Annotated in this window: 16 protein-coding genes; 3 read left to right on the top strand and 13 right to left on the bottom strand. The window is 66.3% G+C overall.

Annotation, left to right across the window (positions count from 1 at the left end; genetic code table 11):
- Positions 1 to 7: 7 nt before the first annotated feature.
- Positions 8 to 1486: a MocR-like pyridoxine biosynthesis transcription factor PdxR gene (pdxR, locus tag LMJ30_RS00795; RefSeq protein ID WP_229430430.1), complete on the bottom strand. Its 1479-nt coding sequence runs from the start codon at positions 1484 to 1486 to the stop codon at positions 8 to 10.
- Between the two features lie 110 nt (positions 1487 to 1596).
- Here pdxR and LMJ30_RS00790 point away from each other — a divergent pair, with 110 nt between their 5' ends.
- Complete coding sequence (locus LMJ30_RS00790) at positions 1597 to 2058, top strand: OsmC family protein (RefSeq protein WP_229430429.1); 462 nt, start codon at positions 1597 to 1599, stop codon at positions 2056 to 2058.
- A gap of 2 nt (positions 2059 to 2060) precedes the next feature.
- On the top strand, positions 2061 to 2609 hold the full coding sequence (locus LMJ30_RS00785) for an FMN-binding negative transcriptional regulator (RefSeq protein WP_229430428.1): 549 nt from the start codon (positions 2061 to 2063) through the stop codon (positions 2607 to 2609).
- On the opposite strand, the gene LMJ30_RS00780 is transcribed toward LMJ30_RS00785, so the two are convergent.
- From LMJ30_RS00780 to LMJ30_RS00745, 8 genes are all read right to left on the bottom strand, one after another.
- Positions 2599 to 5436: a sensor domain-containing diguanylate cyclase gene (locus tag LMJ30_RS00780; protein ID WP_229430427.1), complete on the bottom strand. Its 2838-nt coding sequence runs from the start codon at positions 5434 to 5436 to the stop codon at positions 2599 to 2601. The genes LMJ30_RS00785 and LMJ30_RS00780 overlap by 11 nt on opposite strands.
- Before the next feature lie 126 nt (positions 5437 to 5562).
- Positions 5563 to 8004, bottom strand: a complete 2442-nt coding sequence (locus LMJ30_RS00775; protein ID WP_229430426.1) for a glycosyltransferase family 4 protein — start codon at positions 8002 to 8004, stop codon at positions 5563 to 5565.
- A gap of 125 nt (positions 8005 to 8129) precedes the next feature.
- Positions 8130 to 8579: a CBS domain-containing protein gene (locus tag LMJ30_RS00770; protein ID WP_229430425.1), complete on the bottom strand. Its 450-nt coding sequence runs from the start codon at positions 8577 to 8579 to the stop codon at positions 8130 to 8132.
- Positions 8580 to 8615: 36 nt separating this feature from the next.
- Positions 8616 to 9800 (bottom strand): acetyl-CoA C-acyltransferase, encoded by a 1185-nt coding sequence (locus LMJ30_RS00765; protein WP_229430424.1) that lies wholly within the window; start codon positions 9798 to 9800, stop codon positions 8616 to 8618.
- Positions 9801 to 9941: 141 nt separating this feature from the next.
- Entirely contained in the window at positions 9942 to 10967 is a 1026-nt protein-coding gene (locus tag LMJ30_RS00760) for a CapA family protein (RefSeq protein WP_229430423.1), read from the bottom strand.
- A 45-nt stretch (positions 10968 to 11012) separates the two neighbouring features.
- On the bottom strand, positions 11013 to 11564 hold the full coding sequence (locus LMJ30_RS00755; RefSeq protein ID WP_229430422.1) for a hemerythrin domain-containing protein: 552 nt from the start codon (positions 11562 to 11564) through the stop codon (positions 11013 to 11015).
- Between the two features lie 87 nt (positions 11565 to 11651).
- Positions 11652 to 12338 carry a DUF4336 domain-containing protein gene (locus LMJ30_RS00750; RefSeq protein ID WP_229430421.1) on the bottom strand — a complete coding sequence of 229 codons (687 nt, stop codon included), beginning with the start codon at positions 12336 to 12338 and terminating at the stop codon, positions 11652 to 11654.
- Between the two features lie 59 nt (positions 12339 to 12397).
- The gene (locus LMJ30_RS00745) at positions 12398 to 12598 is read right to left on the bottom strand and encodes a hypothetical protein (protein ID WP_229430420.1); all 201 of its coding nucleotides are present in this window, start codon (positions 12596 to 12598) and stop codon (positions 12398 to 12400) included.
- A 128-nt stretch (positions 12599 to 12726) separates the two neighbouring features.
- On the opposite strand from LMJ30_RS00745, the gene LMJ30_RS00740 reads away from it, so the two are divergent.
- Positions 12727 to 13776: a WD40/YVTN/BNR-like repeat-containing protein gene (locus LMJ30_RS00740; protein ID WP_229430419.1), complete on the top strand. Its 1050-nt coding sequence runs from the start codon at positions 12727 to 12729 to the stop codon at positions 13774 to 13776.
- Here LMJ30_RS00740 and LMJ30_RS00735 read toward each other — a convergent pair.
- The 4 genes from LMJ30_RS00735 to LMJ30_RS00720 all read right to left on the bottom strand — a co-directional run bounded on the left by LMJ30_RS00735 (position 13769) and on the right by LMJ30_RS00720 (position 18433).
- Positions 13769 to 14884, bottom strand: coding sequence for an HAF repeat-containing protein (locus tag LMJ30_RS00735; protein WP_229430418.1), 1116 nt, complete (start codon positions 14882 to 14884; stop codon positions 13769 to 13771). The two genes, LMJ30_RS00740 and LMJ30_RS00735, sit on opposite strands and share 8 nt — an antisense overlap.
- Before the next feature lie 136 nt (positions 14885 to 15020).
- Positions 15021 to 16079: an AI-2E family transporter gene (locus tag LMJ30_RS00730; RefSeq protein WP_229430417.1), complete on the bottom strand. Its 1059-nt coding sequence runs from the start codon at positions 16077 to 16079 to the stop codon at positions 15021 to 15023.
- Positions 16080 to 16168: 89 nt separating this feature from the next.
- Positions 16169 to 17557 (bottom strand): FAD-binding oxidoreductase, encoded by a 1389-nt coding sequence (locus LMJ30_RS00725; protein ID WP_229430416.1) that lies wholly within the window; start codon positions 17555 to 17557, stop codon positions 16169 to 16171.
- 96 nt (positions 17558 to 17653) lie between these two features.
- Entirely contained in the window at positions 17654 to 18433 is a 780-nt protein-coding gene (locus LMJ30_RS00720; protein ID WP_229430415.1) for an enoyl-CoA hydratase, read from the bottom strand.
- Between the last annotated feature and the right edge of the window lie 81 nt (positions 18434 to 18514).

Genomic DNA, 18514 nt, shown 5'->3' with positions numbered 1-18514 from the left:
GTATAAATCATCGCGTCTTGCGAAGCACCGACGCCAGCACGCTGACGCCTTGCCTGATCTCCGCGGGAGGTATGGCCGAAAAGCCCAGCAGCAGGCCGGGAGCAACCGCGCATGCGTGCGTGGCGGCCCGGTTGGCGTAGTACGACAGCGGCCGCAGCTCGACGCCCTTGGCGAGCGCATCGCGCACCACTGCGGCTTCGTCATGCGGCTGGCGGAAGTGCACGCACAGGTCAAGGCCCGCGTCCGATGGTCCGCAAGCGAGTTCTTCGTCAAGTTCGCTTGCTATCGCCGACAGCAGCGCCTCGCGCCGCTCCGCATACGCATCGCGGGTACGCTTGATGTGGCGCCCGAAGTGGCCGCCCGCCATGAAGTCCGCCATGACCATCTGCGCAACGATCGGGCTGTGGCGGTCGACGACTGCCTTGGCGCGCACCAGCGGCTCGACCAGCGCGGGCGGCGCCACCAGGTAGCCGAGGCGCAGGCCCGGGAACAGCACCTTCGACAGCGTGCCGACATAGATCGCGCAGCCCGTGCGGTCCAGGCTTTGCAGCGAGGCCAGCGGCGGGCCTGTGTAGCGATACTCGCTGTCGTAGTCGTCCTCGACGATCCAGGCCTTGTTCGCCCCGGCCCAGCGCAGCAGCGCAAGGCGGCGCTGCAAACTCATGGTGACGCCCAGCGGAAGCTGGTGCGATGGCGTGGCCAGCACCATCTTCGCATCGGGGTAGTGGCGCGCCGCGTAGTCCACATCCATGCCTTCGGCGTCCACTGGAACCGTGCACACCCGGGCCGACGCGGCGAACAGCGGCGCGCTCGCGCCCTGGTAGCCGGGCGACTCGATCCATACACCATCGCCGGGGGCCAGCAGGAGCTGCGACAGCAGGAACAAGGCCTGCTGCGAGCCCGACGTGATCACTATCTGGTCGGGCGAGCAGTTGACCCCGCGCGAGGCGCGCAGGTAGACGCACAGCAGCTCGCGCAGCGGCAGGTATCCGGCGGGGTCGCTGTAGCCCAGCTGATGGTCCGGGCGGCGCCAGCGGCGCGCCTCGAGCCGGCTCCAGGTATCGAAGGGGAACAGGTCGATGCCCGGCATGCTGGCGCGGAAGGCGCGCAACTTTCCCTCGTGGTAGCGCACGTAGGCCATGGCGCACGCGTACTCCTCGCCGCGGGCCGACAAGGGCCGCAGCAGGCCAGTACTGGCGGGCGCAGCGTCGCGCGCGGCGACCGGCAAGTGCGCGCTGACGAAGGTACCCTTCCCGACGCTGCCGCTCAGGTAGCCCTCGGCCGTCAGCTGGTCATAGGCGTTGAGCACGGTCTGGCGCGAGACGCCGAGCAGGCGGCAGAACTCGCGCGTCGGCGGCAGCTGCATGCCGGGGCCAAGCGTGCCGCGCAAAATGGCGTCCCGCACCCCGGCGTACAACTGGCGAAACAACGGTTCCGGCGCGCCGCGGTCGAGCGGCAGTGCCGCGAGGATGTCCGAACTATGCATGCTGGGTCAAAGTGGATTGGTATTTCAATATTCGCGCTTATTGGCCATTTAAGCAAGCCAAATCAGGCGTTACGATAGCCTGTCTTTTCGACCAATAGCAGGAGCACAGCATGAAGCAGTTCGAGGCAAAGCTGGCATGGCAGCGCGGCGGGCAGTCGTTCGCGGACCAGCGCTACAGCCGCGCGCACGAGTGGATTTTCGACGGCGGCCTGCGCGTGCCGGCGTCGTCGTCGCCGCAGTCGGTGCCGGTGCCGATGTCCGATCCGGCCGCGGTCGATCCGGAAGAAGCGCTGGTGGCCGCCGCGTCCAGCTGCCACATGCTGTTCTTCCTGTCGATCGCGGCGCAGCGCGGATTTGTGGTCGACGATTACCACGACCACGCGGTCGGCTACCTGGAAAAGAACGATGAAGGGAACATCGCGATGACGAAGATCGTGCTGCGCCCCGCCATTACCTTTTCGCTGACGCCGCCGAACGCCGCCGAGCTGGCGGCGATCCACCACGCAGCGCATGCAAAATGCTACATCGCCAATTCGATCAGGGCCGATGTGGTGGTGGAAGAGGCGCGCTGACGATGTACATTCCCGCGAAATATGAAGAGGCCCGCACCGACATCCTGCACGGCCTGATCGCCGCCCATCCGCTCGGCATGGTGGTCACGCACGGGGCCAACGGCCTGTCTGCGGACCACATTCCGTTTGAAGTATCGGCCCCGACCGCGGACGCGCCGCTTGGCGTCCTGCGCGCCCATGTCGCGCGCGCCAATCCCTTATGGCGCCGCGATGGCGCCGGGGTACTGGCCGCGTTCCAGGGCGAAGCGAGGTATGTGTCGCCGTCGGAGTTTGAAGAGAAGGCTGTCAGCGGCAGGGTCGTGCCGACCTGGGATTACGCCGTGGTGCATGTGCACGGCGCCTTGCGCGCGGTGGACGACCCGGCGTGGCTGGCGGCGCTGCTCAAGCGCCTGACCAGCCGCCACGAGGCGGGCCAAAGCGCGCCGTGGGCCGTCAGCGATGCCCCGCCCGACTACATCGGCAAGCTGATGGCGGCCATCGTCGGCATCGAGATCCGCATCGACCGCATGGAAGGCAAGTGGAAGGTAAAGCCGGCCCGCCCTACGCCTTGAGCTCGGCCGGCATCACCAGCCGGCGTTTCTTCGGCCCGGCTGTCACCAGCGGGCTTTCGAGATTGGTCACCAATTTCACCTCGCCGTCGGCCAGCACTTCGTCGAAATGGTGGATCAGGCGCTGGAACAAGCCGTCGGGATTGGCCTGCGGCGTGCTGTAGATGGCCGCCCAGGCATTGCGGCCGGAGCGCTTGGCCAGGTACAGGCCCTGGTCGGCCAGTTCGACCACCTCGGACCACGACATCAAGCGTGGCTGCGACTGCAGGAACGGGAAGCAGGCAAAGCCGATCGAACAGGTTTTCTTCAGGCGGGTGCCGTCGGGAAGCTCGAAGTCGCGGTTGGCGACAGCGCTGCGGATCCGCTCGGCCACCAGCTTCGCATCGTCGCGGTAAGTGGCGCGCGCCAGCACCAGGAATTCTTCGCCGCCCCAGCGGATTACGTAATCGGACTCGCGGAACACTTCGCGCAGGCGCTCCTGCATCTGCACCAGCACCGCGTCGCCGCTGGCGTGGCCGTGCTGGTCGTTCACTTCCTTGAAATGGTCGATGTCCACCATGAAGAAGACCAGGTCGCGCGGCGGCGAATCGCGGTCCGCCATGTTCGGGCGCTTGGTTTCGTCGTAGCTGCGCATGCTGAGCCCAACGTCCGCATCGACGTGCTGCAGGAAGAAGCGGCGGTTGCGCAGGCCGGTCAGCTGGTCGGTAAGGCTGACGTCTTCCAGCGCCTTGTAGGCCTCTTCGAGTTCGAGGTTCTTTTCGACCAGCTGCGCCTGCGTGGTGCGCAGCGCCTTCAAGGTGGCGGCAACCTGGCGGTAGGCGTCGGCGTTGTCGAGCGCGATCGCGCCGTAGGCGCACAGCGTGCGGAAGATCAGCCGTTCACGTTCGCCGTAGGCGCGCGGCGCCAGTGACTGCACCGTCATTACGCCCATCACGCGCTCGCCGATCAGCAGCGGAGCAAACAGCAGGCTGAGTGTCGGCAGCGTGCCGGGGATCAGGTTCGGAGTGGTTTCCTGGGCGTCGATTTCGACCAGGATCTCGCGCCGCTCGCGCACGCAGCGTACCGAGTTGGCGTGGGTGTCGGACAGTTCGAGCTGGGTCGCCGGCAGCGGCTGGCCCGCTTCGATACCGAAGGCGCAGCGCAGCGAGCGGCCGTCCGGCTCGATCATGAAGATCGAGAAGTGGGTCGCGTCGAGCAGCCCGTGCACATGGCGGTCGAGCGCGCGGAATACGGCGGCGGCGTCGAGGTGGGTAGTGATCTCCTGGCCGATGGCGGACAGGTGTTCGAGGGTTGCGCTGGTTTGCAGCAGCACTTCAGCGCGCTGCGCCTCGGCCGCGGCCAGTTCGCGGTGGTGCTCCCCTTCCGTTTCGGCGCGCTCGGTCTGGTACTGCACCTGCATCGCAATGGCGCGGTTGGTCGCTTCCTGGCTGTGGGTCTGGTCGCGCGCAGCGCTGGCCTGCAGCGCCACCGCGTAGGCCTGGGCGTAGTCGCCGATGCTCGCATACTCGCGCGCGACGGCGTCGAGCAGTTCGCCGGGCACGGCAAAGCCTTCGATGCCTGAGGCGACATCGAGCGCCTGCTGCAGGTAGTGCAGCGCCGGACTTGGCGCGGCCATCGCATCTGGCTGGGGCAGCGCATGGCGCGCGTGGATCGCGGCCAGCACCCGCAGCGCGGAAATCTGGTTGCTGGCGTCGCCGTATTCGCGCGCCAGCGCCAGCGCGGCCTCGGCCACGGCCAGCGCTTCCTGCGGGCGGTTCAGGTGCGACAGCGCGTGGGCCTGCCCGCGCCGCGCGCCGCTGCGGAAATCGGCCTGGCGCAGTGCGTCGCCGCGTGCTTCCAGCTGGCGGAAGCTTTCCAGCGCGCGTTCGTAGTCGCCCACGTCGAGCGCCAGGTCGCCCTGGTATTCCAGCGTGATCGCATATGCGCGCGACCTGGGCAGCGGCGCGAGGGTTACCAGCGCCTCGGCCAGCAGTTCGCAGGCGGCGTCGCGCTGGCCTAGCTGGCGCAGCGTTTCGGCGCTTTGCATCAGGCCCAGGCCGATGCACATCGGCCAGCCGGTCGGACGCGCGAGGTCGAGCCCGCGCTGCATCCATTCAAGCGCGGCGTGGTGCGCGTTCAGTCCCGTGAAGGCATTGCCGATGTTGGTGGCGATGCTGGTGGCGCGGCGCAGCTGGCCGGTTTCCATCGCGGCCTGGTAGGACCTGGTCAGCAGGCTGACCGCACGGCCATAGTCACTGGCGTGGAAGGCGGCGATGCCGCGGAAGTCGTTGATCCACCCGCTCGCGGCAGGATGCAGTGCGTCCGTGTCGGCATCGAAGCGCTTGCCCCAGCGGCCGAGGGCCTGGCGCAGGTCGCAGAACACGGCGAACAGCGCGGCCGCCGCGTCGAAGACATCGGTGCGCACAGGGTCGCCGGCTTCGCGGGCATCCAGCGCGCCCGCCGCCAGCGCGGCGTCGCAGGCTTCGGAATGGCCCAGGTCCGATTCGATCCAGGCGCCCAGCCAGCGCGCGTCGGCGCGGCCAGCCGCGTCGCCATGCTGTGCAAACAGCGCGAGGGCGTCGTTGGCCAGCGCGCGCGCCGCCTCAAGCTCGCCGGAGAGCCAGCGCGACTCCCCTTCGACGAGTATGAAGCGCGCTTCGGCGCTGCGGCGGACGGCGTCGGGGAGCATGTCGAGCATGGGCGAGGCTTCGCGCGCCAGCGCGGCGGCGCGCTGCGGGTCGCGCTGGCGCAGGTGCCACGCCAACCGGATAGCCAGGTGCACCCGCGCAGCCCCGCGCACGGAAGGCAGCTCGGCCTCCCATGGCAGGAGGTCCCGGTCCAATGCAAACATGTCTAACACTTGATGTCCCTCGTTAACCGTTTAACCGCGACAAAACATGCGATTATTTCACGAACTGGCGATTAACAAAAGACAACTTTTTCATTCGGAAAGAATAATTTCTCCGAAAGGCAGTATTTACTGCTTGGCAAGTGCTGGGTACCAGCGCGCCAGCGCCTTGAGCCTGTCGGCCACCAGTTTGCCGACGGTGTCCGGGTGCAGCTGGCGGCGCACGTCGCGCGCGGCGCGCTGGCCGATCGCTTCGCGCAGGCCAGCATCGTCGAGCAGGCGGCGGATGCATTCGGCGGCGTGCCCGACGTCCGCTTCGGCCCACAGCGGGCCGGCGGGGTAAGCGCCGACGGCCTCGGCAAGCGGCGCCAGCGTGTAATGGACCGGCATCGAGTTTTCGGCATCCATGAAGTCCATATTGGCCGACCAGCCGGTCGCGACCACCGGTTTACCGAGATACATCATCTCGGCAGGCGCCAGGCCGAAGCCCTCGGCGCGGTGCAGGGAGACCAGCATGTCGCAGCAGGACTGCAGGTCCCAGGTCTGCTGGCGCGTCAGGAATTCGTCGATCACCACGGTGCCCGGCAGGTCGGCCAGGCTGGCGCGCAGCTCGGCCTCGGCTTCGGGATGATGGCTGCCGTTGATCGTCTTGACCACCAGCGCGCAGTCGGTGCGGCCCGCCTGCGCCATGCGGAAGGCGGCGATGGCGGCCTGCGGGTTCTTGCGGTGCTGGTAGGAGTGGAAGTCGTACATGACCAGCGCGAGCGTTTTGTCGTCAGGCAGGCCGAAGGCGCTGCGCGCGATGCCGGGCGTGGGCGCGAACTGCAGGGCGTGCGGGATCACCACCACCGGCAGCGGCGACACCGCGGCCACCGCGTCGCGCACGAAATTGGAGGGCACCCATATTTCGTCAAGCTCGCTGAATGCGCCCAGGTGGGCGTCGGGCAGCTGCGGCTGCTCCCAATGCCAGAAGCCGATACGGTAGCGCGACGACAGGCCCTTCGACTTCAGGTGCGCGACGGTGCGCGGGGTCTGGTCGGCGTTCACGTACAGCAGGTCGATTTCGTAGCGCCTGGCGCTGGCGTTGGCCAGTGCCTGGGTGTCGCGCTGCAGGTTCGAGGTCTGGTAGCCGACATCGACCACCGAATACGGCACGCCCGAGGCAGCGCAGGCACGCGCCAGCGAGCGCGCGGCTTCGCCGATCCCAAGCTCCGCGGCGATGTAGCCGACCAGGTTGATGCCGGGCGCGCAGTCGGGCGCCGGCGCCGCCTCATGCGCCCTCGCTCGTGCAGGTTCACCTGCCGGCGCGGCGTCCGGCATGGCTGCCGGCGCGTGCGCGGTGGGCGTCATGCGCATGCCGGCCACGGGCCACATCAGCAGGCGCCACACCCAGCCCGGCTCCCTGCGGCTTTCGGCCGAACGGCCAACGCCGATCGCGGTGCGCAGGTAGCCTGGCAGCGTGGTGCAGCGGTGCGAGAAATCCCTGAGTGCGCCCACGTCCGCAGGACGGCCGAGGAAGTATTTGTAGATGCCCGTCAGCCGCGCCGGGCCGGTGAACGCGCTGCTTCGCGCCAGTGCGGGATGATCGAATGGCTTGCCCGCTGCGAGCAGGCGAAGCTGGCCGCTTACCCGGTACGCCGCGCGCACTGGCGCGGGGATAGGCGAACCGTCGCGGAACGTGGCGTACCCATACGGCAGCTTGCGGTAGTTTTCCTGGCCGTTTGCGACAACCCGCTGGCAGTATTCGACGAACAGGCCGCGCACAATGGCGCCGACGCTGTCGAGGTTATGGCGGTCCTGGTGCTTCGACACCGGCTGCGGGTTCTGCGGATCGATGCCGCTGTAGTGGAAGAACATCAGCGGCTCGCCGTTGACCAGCAGGCCGCCCTCGCCCTGGGCAAAGCTGCGCTGGGCGAGGTTCCAGTACGCCACGTTGTAGCCGGGATGGCGCAGGATGCGCACATTGTCGAACATGCCTGGCACGAGGTCGATCCAGCTTTGGTCGACGAACACGCCGTTGGGCATGTCGACCACGCAGTCGCGCGCGAGCTTTCCTTGCCACCAGCGCAGGAAAGCGCGCGTTTCGAGACGCTCGGCGATGGCGCAGAAACCCAGGTTGTAGGTGCCGGCCATGCGGATCGACGCTTCGGTCGGGTTGCGGTCGTCGTCGTACGGGGCCAGCATGTGCGGCGTGAGGACGATGCTGGCCCCGCTCGACAGGTGCCGCATCACGTCTTCAAGCGGGCGGTACAGGTAGATGTCAGGATCGATGTACAGCACTTCGCTGTGCCCACGATCGAGCAGGTGCTCCAGCGCCCATGGCTTGACGGCGGTATTGAGCTCCAGGATGGTGTACTGGAAGTAGAAATCGTCGCCGTATGGCAGCCCGAGTTCCGGCATGGCGATGGCGGTGAATTCATCGGCCAGCGCAGCGCCCGGCGCCATGTCGGTATCGACAATCACGCAGTAGCGTTCGGCCTCGGGATGCTGGAGCGCCACGCTCTGCATCAGGGTGCGCGCATAGTGAAGGTAATTGTTCGAGACGATCGTGACGACGGCTGTTTTTTTCATTGGGGCGGGCTGAAAGTGAGTTCCGAGCGACACTCTACAATAAATTCGCCCGTTACCAAGCCCTCGCAGGACACAAGCTCGCCAGCGCCAGCCCCGCTGCGCGCCCGCTGCCCGCCCTGCCCTGCCTAGCTTCGCAGCCGCGCTTCGCGCAGCGGCTGGTCGACGATGGCATCGGTCATCAAGGACAACTCCATCGCCAGCAGGTTGATCAGGTCATCGGCGGTGACGATGCCGAACAGCGCGCCGGTCGAGGTGACCACCGGCAGCCGCCGCACTTTGTGGCTGCGCATCATCCGCAAGGTCTCGACAATGCCGGCCTCGTCCGGCACGGTCGCCAGCGGCATGCTCATCAGGTCGCCGGCGGTGAAGGCGGCAACGTCCACCTGGAGCGCAATGGTCTCGATGACGATGTCGCGGTCGGTGACGATGCCAACAGGCACCTTCTTGCCACCCTGATCTTCGGTGACGATGACGTCGCCGACATGGTGCTTGCGCATCAGTCCCGCAACGTCCGTCACGGCGGTATCGGCGTCGCAGCAGACGACGTCGACATTGCAGCATTCGCTCACTGGCATGGCTGGTCCCTGGAGTGATGAGGCATCGGCAAGCCGCTAGACGCGCTCAAGCGCCAGCGCAATGCCCTGGCCGCCGCCGATGCAGAGGGTGACGATGCCGCGCCTGAGTCCGTCGCGCCGCATCGAATGCATGAGCCGGGTGACGAGCACTGCGCCCGTCGCCCCGATCGGGTGGCCGTGCGCAACGGCGCCGCCATCCACGTTGACGATCTCTTCGGGAAAGTTGAGCTCCCGCAGGCAAGCGAGCGCGATGGCGGCGAACGCCTCGTTGATCTCGACACGTTCGACGCTGGCTGCCGACCAGTCTGCGCGCACCAGCGCCTGGTGCACGGCAGGCACCGGGCCAAGCCCGAACATGCCTGGCTCGACCGCGGCGATGCCAAAGCCCGCCAGCCGCGCCATGGGTTCGAGGCCGTTGTCCTCAGCCCATCCGCGGCCTGCGACCAGCATCGCAGCGGCGCCCGAGTTCAGGCCAGGGGCATTGCCGGCGGTGATGGTGCCGTCCTTGCGGAACGCTGGCTTGAGTGTGGCGAGCATCCCGGCAGTTGTGTCCGGACGGTTTTGCTCGTCCTTGTTGAAACTCACCGGCCCTTTGCGCGAGGCAAGCTCCAGCGTGACGATCTCTGCATCGAAGCGGCCGGCGGCTTGCGCCTGGGCGAACCGCTGTTGCGAACGCAAGGCCCAGCGGTCTTGCTCCTCGCGCGCGATGGCCAGCTTGTTGACCAGGTCCTCGGTATGCCAGCCAGCATGCTGGCCGCTGAACGCGTCGTGCAGGCCGTCGCGCAGCATGGCGTCGCACATCGTGACGTCGCCCATCCGCGCACCCCAGCGTCCTTCGGGGAGCAGGTAGGGTGCGCGGTCCATGTTTTCCATGCCGCCGGCGAGGGCGCAGTCGATCAGCCCGGCGCGAATGTCGGTGGCGGCGCTGACGATAGCCTGGGCACCGGAGCCGCAGACCCGGTTGACGGTCAGCGCGGGGACCTCGACCGGGACGCCTGCGGCAATAGCCGCCTGGCGCGCCGGGTTCATGCCGACGCCGGCCTGGATGACGTTACCCATGAAGACGGACTGCACTGTATAAGGGGGCAGGCTGGCGCGCTGGATCACCTCACGCAGCACGGCCGCGCCCAGGGTCGGCGCCGGCGTGTCTTTCAGCACGCCGCCGTAGGCGCCGATGGCCGTGCGCACGGGATGGCACAGGACAATGTCTACCGGGTTCATAGCGTTCACCTCTGCAGGTGGTGGATGCGAAGGTCCAGATTAGGCCAGCGGCCCTGGGCTGGTTTGAGGTCGCTCAATTTCGCGGTGCAGCACCAAGAAAGGGATGGAGGTTATGGCCGCCGGTGCGCCCGGCCAGCCGCTTTATGCCGCCCGCGCGGGCGCCGCGTCAATCCACAATTTCTCATGAAACCGGTTGACCTTCGTCCCCATCGCGTCGCTCAGCGCGGTGATGCGCCTGGCGATAAAGTCAAACTGCGCGCCAGTCGCGGGACGTGCCTGGCAGTCGCCGATGAACACGGGATGAAGCAAAATCCTTTGCACGGCGCCGTTGTCGATCTCCATGTCGTACAGAAGCTGGTGGTCGTTCCTCAGCACGGGATCGACTGCATAATCATCGACCAGGTCGCCAGCGGCATACAGGATCGGACAACCGCGGTAGAACTCGATCCCCTGGAAAATATGCGCGCTGTGCCCGAACAGGATCTTCCAGCCCATCTCGATGGCGGCGTGCGCAATGCGCCGGAACAGCGGCGACGGCTCGGGAACCATGTTCGGCCCCCAGTGCAGCGACAAGATCGGCCAGTCAGCGCCGGCATTGCGCACAGGTGCAAGCACTTTCTCGATGAGGTCGAGCGCTTCGGACTCATCGGCAAAGTCGATGTACGCCATCCCGGGCCGGTCTGGCGTGGCGGCAAAGTCGGCCTGGTGGTCGCACATGGCCACCATCGCGAAGCGCGAACCTTTGCGCTCGATAACGGCCGGGGCGAGCGCCTCGCCGATGTCCGCGCCCGCGCCCGCGTTGGCGATGCCTTGCGCGTGCAACTGCCACAGCGTATCGGCCAGACCCTCGAATTCGTAATCGAGGATGTGGTTGTTGGCCAGGCTGACGAGATCGATGCCGGCATCGGACAGCGCATTGACGGCCGCCAGCGGCGCGCCGAAATAGAATGCCTTGGGTTCACCCTTCCAGCGTTGCAGCGATTCGGTGATGGCGCACTCAAGGTTGACTACGGCCAGGTCGGCATCGCGCAACTGGCGCGCCACACCCTTGAGCGGATAATGCGGGCCGAAACGCCTGATCCAGGCGGCCACAGTCCGGCCGAGCATCACGTCGCCGCCAAACACCACACGCACGGGCGGCCTTGCAGCTTGCGTGCCGGTGGCCATGGTTAGCTTGCTGCTTCCGGATGCACCGCCATCGCCGCCGCAGCGCTAGCGCCTGGTGCGCAAGTAAGCGCCGACCAGTTGCGCGGCCGGATACAGTATTTGCTCTTCTTCGGCCGCGTGGGCGGCCAGCTGGTCAGCAAACGCGACCGCATCGGCATTGCCATCTTGCAGCGCGGCCTTACGCAGCGTGCCCAGCGCCGCCGCGATGCCCTGGTGTTCCCGCAACATCTCAGGCATTTGGGCCGTTAGCTTGTCGGCCAGCGCAAGCGCACCTGCCGGGTCCGCCGGTGCGGCGCCCTGCGCCAGCCCGGGCAGCAGGCCTAGCAGCGGCAGCGCCAGCTGCTCCTCCTTGCGGAAGTGCGGTTGCAGTATCCGGTCGAGCTCGACAGCCGCAGCGCCGGTGCGCCCGCCCGCGTTGGCGATGGCCGCCAGGCGCACATGCAGCTGCCGGTGCGCGGCTTGCACCGGGCCTGGAATGGACAGCGTGGCCGTCGCAGCGCGGGGGGCCGGCTGCGTGGCTGGCGCCTGGGCGTGCGCGGATGGCCAGAGCAGCAGCGCGGCCACGGCCGACACCGCCGCAAGTCGTATGGGTAGCATGGTGATGCTCCGAAAAGTCCGAGTGACCGATCCATGATCGGCCACCGAATCGATCCGGGTTTGAGGTGTATCAGTCGTGCGCTGCGCTCAGTACTTGGCGGTGAAGCAGGCGAAGGCGCGTTCCACTTGCGCATGGGCGCCAGTGTCGATAATCGCGTCATGCGCGACGATCGCGCGCTCGAACGGCCACGCCAGGATGCGGCGGGCGCTGGCCGCGAACGCCACCGGGTCGCGCACGCCGGCACGGATGGTGCGCGGCACGCCGAGCCGGGCGCGCACGCCGGTGACGCCGGCGTACAGCTTTGCAGGAAGGTTGAGGTCGCCAGTCCACCACTGGCACAGGTCGGTCATGATGACGGTGCGCGAGGCCTTGTGATAAAACACGGTCTCATTGGCAAACGGAAAGCCTTCGGCAAACACCTGGTCGAGCTCGGCGGCCCATTCCTGCGGTACCGTGGGCGTAAGCGTCTGCAGGTTGCGCAGGCCGGGACGCTTTTGCGCCAGGCCCGGCGCGCCGTACAGCACGGCCTTGGGGAACGCCTTGGCGGCATCGCCTGCGAACATGTGGTGCACCTTGTTCGGCGCGACAATGAAGGCAACCTCGCCCAGTCCGGCGAGCTGCTCGCGCACCGGCGCACTGAGCGGTACCGGGGAGTGCAGCCACAAGCGCCCGTCATCGAAGCGCACCACCGTCATGCGCGCGCTGATGCCGATACCCAGCGCGGAAAATCCATGCTGGAGATGCCAGAGGTTGGGTGCAATCTGTTGCAGCAAGGCAGGCTCCTGTTGAGGTAAAGAAACCTGATACTACCTTGAAAATGTAATGACGGAAACTACCTGGCTTGCCCGGGCAAGGCGCCCGCGCGGCTCATGTCGCGCCGCTGCGTTGTCGTCAGCACGCGCACGGCCACATGCATCGGGACCCCGCGCGCCAGCAGGTACTGCGCCGCGTCCTGGGTTGACGAGCAGCGCTGGATGATCAGTCCCTTTTCTACCTTGAGTGCGGTGTGCCGGTCCGTACGCTCTTGTTTCATGACAGCCTCCCGCCGCCAATATACCTTAGGCGAGGGCGGCAAGCCCACGCGCCCCAGCCGGCGCAGTGAGCCCTTGTGCAAGGTTTCCATTGTATGATTGCCCGAACCCAACTGGAGGAATCACGAACATGCGCCAATCCCTGCTCTCGCTTTGCTTGCTGTCACTGGTGTCCTCCGGCGCGTTCGCCCAGCAAGCGTGGACCCCGGTCCAGAGCGGCACCAGCGCCGAGCTGCGCGGGCTGTCGGTGGTCAGCGCCAGCGTCGCATGGGCCAGCGGCGCACGCGGCACCGTGCTGCGCACCGCCGACGGCGCGCAATGGCAGGCCATCAGCGTCCCCGGCGCCGAGAAGCTCGATTTCCGCGACATCCATGCGGTCAATGCCGACACTGCCCTCGTGATGAGCGCGGGCCCGGGCGATGCGTCGCGCATCCTGCGCACTGACGATGCCGGCAAGACCTGGCGCCAGGTGGCGCTCAACAGCTACAAGGATGGCTTCTGGGATTCGATGGGGTTCTGGGACGCCGATAACGGCATCGTGTTCGGCGACCCGGTCGACGGCAAATTCCAGGTGTACGTGACCGCCGACGGCGGCGCCACCTGGCGTGAGCTGCAAGCGGCGGGACTGGAGTCGCAGAAGGACGAAGGCGCGTTTGCCGCCAGCGGCACCGCGTTGACCGTGCACGGCTCGCGCGACGCCTGGATTGCCACCGGTGGCGCCCAGGCCGCGCGCGTGCTGCGCTCGTCAGACCGCGGCGCGAGCTGGCGCGCGGCAACGCTGCCGATCCCGGCGGCGGCGCCGGGCAAAGGCATCTTCTCGGTCGGTTTTCTTGATGCGCAACACGGCATGGCGGTCGGCGGCGACTACAAGCAAGCGCTGCTGGAAGGCGTGAATGGCGCGCGCACGGCCGACGGCGGCGCCACATGGCAAGCGGCAGCGGTACTGCCAACTGGCTATATGTCCGTGGTCATGCCGGTGCCAGGCGGCGGGCGCGCGCTGGTCGCGGGCGGCCTGGCCGGTTCGGGCTACTCGGTGGACGGCGGCCAGAGCTGGAAAGTGCTCGACCGCACGCCAATCAACACGGTGGGCTTCGCCAGCCCCGCTACCGGTTGGGCAGTCGGGCCGAAGGGCCTATTAATGAAATATAGCGGCCCTTCGCTGGCTGCAGCGGCTAAATAAACGCCACGTTGTTGATGTCCATGCCGCGGTAGCGGCGGCGGTAGAGCACCAGCGTGGCCGCCGCGGCAAGGGTGACGAACACGGCGAGCAGGAATTTCGTTCCGCCCTTGTCGACAACGGGCACGGCGGTTGAGCGCATCGTTGCCGCCTCCAGCTTGCGGTTGTAGGTTGCGCCAATCACCTGCTCCACGTCGTTGATGCTGTTGATCAGGTGCAGGCCCTTGCCGCCGCGGTGGACGGTCATCACGCCGTCGCGCCAGACGAAGGAGCGCCGCTCGTCGCCGATCAGCACGGTGCCGACCACATGGCCGGCATTGTTGATGTCGGTGGCATAGCTTGAGCCGTAGCCGATCAGGGCGCCGAGGTCGACCATCCGGGTGCCGTCATGCAGGAAGGCGCGCCACCGGCGGTCGCTTGTTTCCGAAGCGCCAACGACCACGCCGGCGTCATTGATTGCTGTTGCCGAGCTGGAGCGCCCGCCCAGCGTGCCGAGGTCGACCATGCCACGCTTGGCGTCCCAGATGAATGCGTGGCGGTAGTTGCTCGGCAGTGCAGCCGTACCGACGACCTGCCCGGCATTGTTCACCCCCGCCGCGTAACTGATCTTGCCGCCAAGGGTGCCCAGGTCCGCCAGCGCGCCGCTGCCGGTGTACAGGAAGGCGCGGTAGTCGCCGTCGAGATTGTCGGCATACCCGGCGACATGTCCGGCGTCGTTGATGGCCGTGCCGAAACTGCCCGGGCCACCCAGTGTCCCCACGTCGCGCATGCCGCCCGGGCGGTCGTAGATAAAGGCGCGCCAGCGGCCATCGGCGTCCTGCGCCGCACCAACCACCTGGCCGGAACGGTTGATCGCGCGGGCCTCGCTGTAGTCGCCGCCCAGCGAGCCAAGGTTGGTCACTTCGCCCTTTTCGAACATCACCGCGCGCCGGCGGCCGTCTGAGTCTTCCACCACGGCCGCAACCTGGCCGCGCACGTTGACGTCGTAGGCAATCGCCGCGTCATCGGCCGGGATGGCGATCGGCTTGGTGACGGTGGCGGTGGGAATGGCGCCAGCGTGGCCGGCGGCAAGGGAGAGCAGGACCAGGCAGCCTTTCAAAACTCGTGACATGGGCGAATCCTTTCGGTGGGTTAAGGGCGGGAGGTGTTCAAGATGTTGGGTAAATATACGCCAATATTGATGAAATAAATACAAATCTCGCACCAGCTGTCCGGTTCCGGACACCGCCCTGCTCACCGCAAGAATGTCACTCGGGGTGGAACTCCTCGGCCGAAGCAAACAGGTCCCACGCGGCAATGAACAGCGCCGCGATCACCGGGCCGATTACAAAGCCGTTCAGTCCGAACAGCGCCATGCCCCCAAGGGTCGACAGCAACACAACGTAGTCGGGCATCTTGGTGTCCTTGCCTACCAGGATAGGGCGCAGCACGTTGTCGACCAGCCCGATCACCAGCACGCCGAAAGCGATCAGCACAATGCCCTTCCAGGCCACGCCCGTGATCAGGAAATAGATCGCGACGGGCGCCCAGACCAGGGCCGCGCCCACGGCAGGCAGCAAGGACAGGAAAGCCATCAGCACGCCCCACAGCAGCGCGGCCTGGACACCGAGGAACCACAGGATCAGCCCGCCGAGCAGGCCCTGCGCCGCAGCGACCAGGACATTGCCCTTGACGGTGGCGCGGATCACGGTGGTGAAGTTGGTGAACAGGCGCTGCTTGTACTTGCGGCTCATCGGCAACGCATGGCGGATGCGGGCCGCCAGCCCCTGGCCGTCGCGCAGCAGGAAAAACAGCAGGTACAACATGACGGTCAGGCTGACCAGGAAGTCGAAAGTATTGCGGCCAAGGTTGATGGCCTGGGAAGCGATCAATTGGCTCACCTGCGCAGCGCCAGCGGACAGGCGTTGTTGCAGGGTCGCGAAGTCGGTGAGGTTGAAACGTTCCAGCAGGTTGACCAGCCATTGCGGCAGGGCCTGGATGATTTGCTGGAATGAAGCGGCCAGGTCGAGCCGGGCCGGGCTAAGCAGTTCATAGGCCCGGGCCGCCTGGTCGATCAGCGAGGCCCCGACCAGCGACAGCGGCAGGATCACCATGACCAGGATCGATAGCAAGGTGATCAAGGCTGCGGCGTTCGGCTTTTGCCTGGTGCCGGCCAGCAGCCGGCGGTACAGCGGCGCAAACAGGATGGCGAAGACAACGCCCCAGAAAACCGCGCCGAAGAATGGCCAGAGGATCCAGCCGAAGCCGATGGTGACCAGGGCGAGGAGAAGCAGGAAGGTTTTTTGCTGGAGCGAATATTGGTTCATAAAGGAGGTTGCAATATTATTTAATAAATAAGCAACCTCATATTAAACGATCCTGCGCCGGTCAGTCACATAACGATGGGATTAGCGATCTACACTCCGGGTCGAATGTTCTGGTTACTGCGGAACAGGTTATCCGGATCGTACTGCGCCTTCACTTCCTTGAGCCTGCGGTAGTTGGGGCCGTAGGCCGCGGCGATCCGGTCCGCTTCGTCCTCATTGAGGAAGTTGATGTATACGCCGCCGGCGGCATGGGGAGCCGCCGCCTTGAAGAACTCGCGCGCCCAGGCCAGGCAGGCTGCGTCTTCGGCAGGGTCCAGCCAGCGCGTGTGGACGTTCATCGCGTACAGCGCCTCGCGGTGCGGGTAGGCCGTCGCATCCGGGGCGTGGGTATTGGCGGCGCCGCCGAGCAGTCCGAGGAAAATTTCGCTTTGCTCGGACGGCAGCTTGCTGGCATAGGCGATCACCACGTCGATGGCAGCGTCGCTGAGCTGATTGAAGTTGTGGGACTTCCAATAGTTGCGCGCCGGCGGTATCAGGAGCGGATCGAAGACCTGCTGCCATGCGGCATAAGGCACGGCGCCGACATGTTCGCCCACCGGCTCGCCGAAGGCGCGCACGTCGGCAATGGCAGACTGCACAGCTTCGGGCGGCTGCGGCGAGAAGAATGCGAGCGCGACGACATCGGTTCCGTGCACGGCCGCAGGCAGGAACGGCAGCGGCGGCGCCTTGCGCAACACTGCCCACACAGAAACGTTGTCGTCCAGCGCCTCGACATAGTCCCGGTATTTCCTCAACACAGGCCCGGCCTGGGCAAACGGAAAGACGATCAAACCGCCGGTGACCATCGGCCCGACGGCATGGAGCGCGAATTCAAAGGTGGTCACGACGCCGAAGTTGCCGCCGCCGCCGCGGATGGCCCAGAACAAGTCGGGATGGCTGTCGTGATCGATATGCAGCCGTTCGCCACTGGCGATGACGATGTCAGCCGAAACCAGGTTGTCGACCGCCAGTCCATGTTTGCGCGTCAGCCAGCCAAAGCCCCCGCCGAGCGTCAGGCCGCCTACGCCGGTGGTGGAATTGATGCCGAGCGGTGTTGCTAACCCAAAAGATTGTGCCTCGTGGTCGACGTCGCCCAGGATGGCCCCACCCTCGACCCAGGCCCGCATGTCGTGCGCGGCCACCTGCACCGAGCGCATCCTGCTCAGGTCGATTACCAGCCCGTCGTTGACGAGGGCGCTTCCGGCAATATTGTGGCCACCACCGCGAACCGCCAGCGGCAGGCCATGGTCACGCGCGAAGTTGACCGCTGTGCGTACATCGGCCGAGCCGGCACAGCGCGCGATCATGGCTGGACGCTTGTCGATCATCGCATTCCAGATCTTGCGTGCTTCATCGTAATCCGGTTCGCCCGGCACCAGCAAGCTGCCCCTGAGACTACGCTGGAGCTCGTCGATCTCGCTCACCCCTATCGTACTCATCACGCACCTCCGCGAAGATTCGCTGACAATACTTCATCATAGGGAAGCGAGGCAGATATACAAGCGGAGTCACCGTTCGCCGTGCCGGGCGCAGCTTTACGCGAACCTCGAGAAATCCGGCTTACGCTTTTCCATGAAGGCCGTCATGGCTTCCTTCGCTTCAGGGGCCAGCAGCATCGCGGCGAACAGCTTGTTCTCCGCGGCAATGGCGTCATTGATCGCAGGGGTGCGGGCGCGCTTCATCAGGGCCTTGGTGGCGCGCACCGATGCCGCCGGCAGCGCCACCAGCTTGGCGGCCTGGCTTTCGGCGAAGGTGCGCAGCTCTGCCAGCGGCATGACTTTCGATACCAGCCCCATCTCCAGCGCTTCCTGGGCCAGGAAGGCTTCGCCCAGCAACAGCTTTTCGGCGGCGCGCGGATAGCCGGCCAACTGCGGCAGCAGCAGGCTTGACGCGAATTCAGGGCACAGGCCGAGCTGCGAGAACGGCATCGAGAACTTGGCGTTGTCGGCTGCGTAGACCAGGTCGCAGTGCATCAGCATCGTGGTGCCGATGCCGACCGCCGCGCCGGATACCGCTGCGACCACCGGCTTGGTGCTGCCGGACAGTGCGCGCATGAACTGGAAGACTGGACGCGCTTCCGGCGGCACGCCTTCGACAGGCTTGGAATTCTGCAGGAAGTCGGGCAGGTCGTTACCGGCCGTGAAAATCTCAGGCTTGCCGACCAGGAGGATGGCGCGCACGGCGCTGTCGGTTTCCGCTTCGTTGATCGCGTCGGCCATCGCCTGGTACATCACCGCGGTGATCGCATTCTTGCGCTCCGGGCGGTTGAATTCGATGGTCAGGATGCCGTCGGCTTTGCTGGTGAGGATATCCATTGTCTCTTGTGTTCCTTTGTTAGCCCGTCGTTCCCGCGAAAGCGGGAATCCCATTGACACTCAGTATGGGTTCCCGCTTTC

The sequence above is a fragment of the Massilia agrisoli genome (assembly GCF_020831365.1).
Lineage (GTDB): Bacteria > Pseudomonadota > Gammaproteobacteria > Burkholderiales > Burkholderiaceae_D > Telluria_A > Telluria_A agrisoli.
The sequence above is the reverse complement of the archived record's forward strand: the minus strand, read 5'-3'. Positions and strand labels throughout refer to the sequence as shown.